Raw genomic sequence first — 1,768 nt, forward strand, 5'->3', positions numbered from 1 at the left:
CTTCGCCCCCGGCACCCCGGGCCGGCTCGACCACCCCGCCTACGTCATCTACACGTCCGGCTCGACGGGACGGCCCAAGGGCGTGGTGACGCCCTACCGCGGCCTCACCAACATGCAGTTCAACCATCGCGCCGACATCTTCGACCCGGTGGTCGCCTCGGCGGGCCGCCGCCTCCGCATCGCGCACACCGTCTCGTTCTCCTTCGACATGTCGTGGGAGGAGCTCCTCTGGCTCATCGAGGGCCACGAGGTCCACGTCTGCGACGAGGACCTGCGCCGCGACGCCGAGGCGCTGACCGCCTACCTCCGCCGGCACCGCATCGACGTCATCAACGTGACCCCCACCTACGCCCAGCAGCTCCTCGACGAAGGGCTCCTGGACGGCGGGCACCGGCCGCCGCTCGTCCTCCTCGGCGGCGAGGCCGTCCCGGCCTCCGTGTGGGACCGGCTCGCCGAGGCCGACGGCGTCCTCGGCTACAACCTGTACGGGCCGACCGAGTACACGATCAACGCGCTCGGCGGCGGCACCGAGGACAGCGCCGCCCCGACCGTCGGCACGCCGATCTGGAACACCCGCGGCTACGTCCTCGACGGCTGGCTGCGGCCCGTCCCGCCGGGCGCGCCCGGCGAGCTCTACATCGCGGGCGCCGGCCTGGCGCGCGGCTACCTCGGCCGCGCCGACCTGACCGCCGAGCGCTTCGTCGCCGACCCCTTCTGCACCGATCCCTCCGGTGGCGGCCGCATGTACCGGACGGGCGACCTCGTCCGGGTCCGCGCGGACGGCAACATCGACTTCCTCGGCCGCACCGACGACCAGGTGAAGATCCGCGGCTACCGGGTCGAGCCGGAGGAGATCGAGACCGCGCTGGCCGCCGAACCCGGTGTCGGGCAGGCCGCGGTCGTCGCCGCCGAGACCGGTGTCCCCGGCGTGAAGCGCCTCGTCGGCTACATCGTCCCGGACGGCACCCGCGAGGGAGCCGCCGACGAGCGGCTCGCCGAGTGGCGGCAGATCTACGACGCCGAGTACACCGAGGTCGGCACGGTCGTCCACACCGAGGAGTTCACCGGCTGGGACAGCAGCTACGACGGCGCCCCCATCCCCCTGGACGCCATGCGCGAATGGCGCGAGACGACCGTCGACCGCATCCGCGCGCTCCGCCCCCGCCGCGTCCTGGAGATCGGCGTCGGCACCGGCCTCCTGCTCACCCGCCTCGCCCCCGAGAGCAAGGAGTACTGGGGAACCGACTTCTCCGAACCGGTCATCGAGAAGCTCCGCCACGAACTCGGCGAAGCCGCCGGGGGGTCTGAGGGGTCGTCCCCTCAGGGGTGGCACGACCTCGGCGAAGACTCGGCCGTCCGGCTGAGCTGCCGCCCCGCCCACGACACCACCGGCCTGCCCGAGGCCCACTTCGACACGATCGTGATCAACTCGGTCGTCCAGTACTTCCCGGGAGCCGCCTACCTCCAGGACGTCATCGCCAAGGCGATGCGCCTCCTCGCCCCCGGCGGGGCGCTGTTCATCGGCGACGTCCGCGACCTGCGCACCGTCCGCCACCTGCATGCCGCGATTCACCTGGGCCGCGGCACCGCCGACCCGGACACCATCGAACGCGCCGTCCGGATGGAGAAGGAACTCCTCCTCGACCCGGCGTTCTTCACCGCGCTGGACGGCCCGACTCGCGTGGACATCCTCATCAAACGCGGCACCCGCCACAACGAACTGACCCGCCACCGCTACGACGCCGTCCTCCACAAGGACGCCCCACCC

1 protein-coding gene is annotated in these 1,768 nt (G+C 72.5%); it reads left to right on the forward strand.

Annotated features, from left to right (window positions below; translation table 11 throughout):
* The coding region (locus E1284_RS40510) for an AMP-binding protein (protein WP_131945407.1) at positions 1-1,768 on the forward strand (1,768 nt) is incomplete at both ends.

This window comes from Actinomadura bangladeshensis (assembly GCF_004348335.1).
In the GTDB taxonomy this organism is placed as follows: Bacteria; Actinomycetota; Actinomycetes; order Streptosporangiales; family Streptosporangiaceae; genus Spirillospora; species Spirillospora bangladeshensis.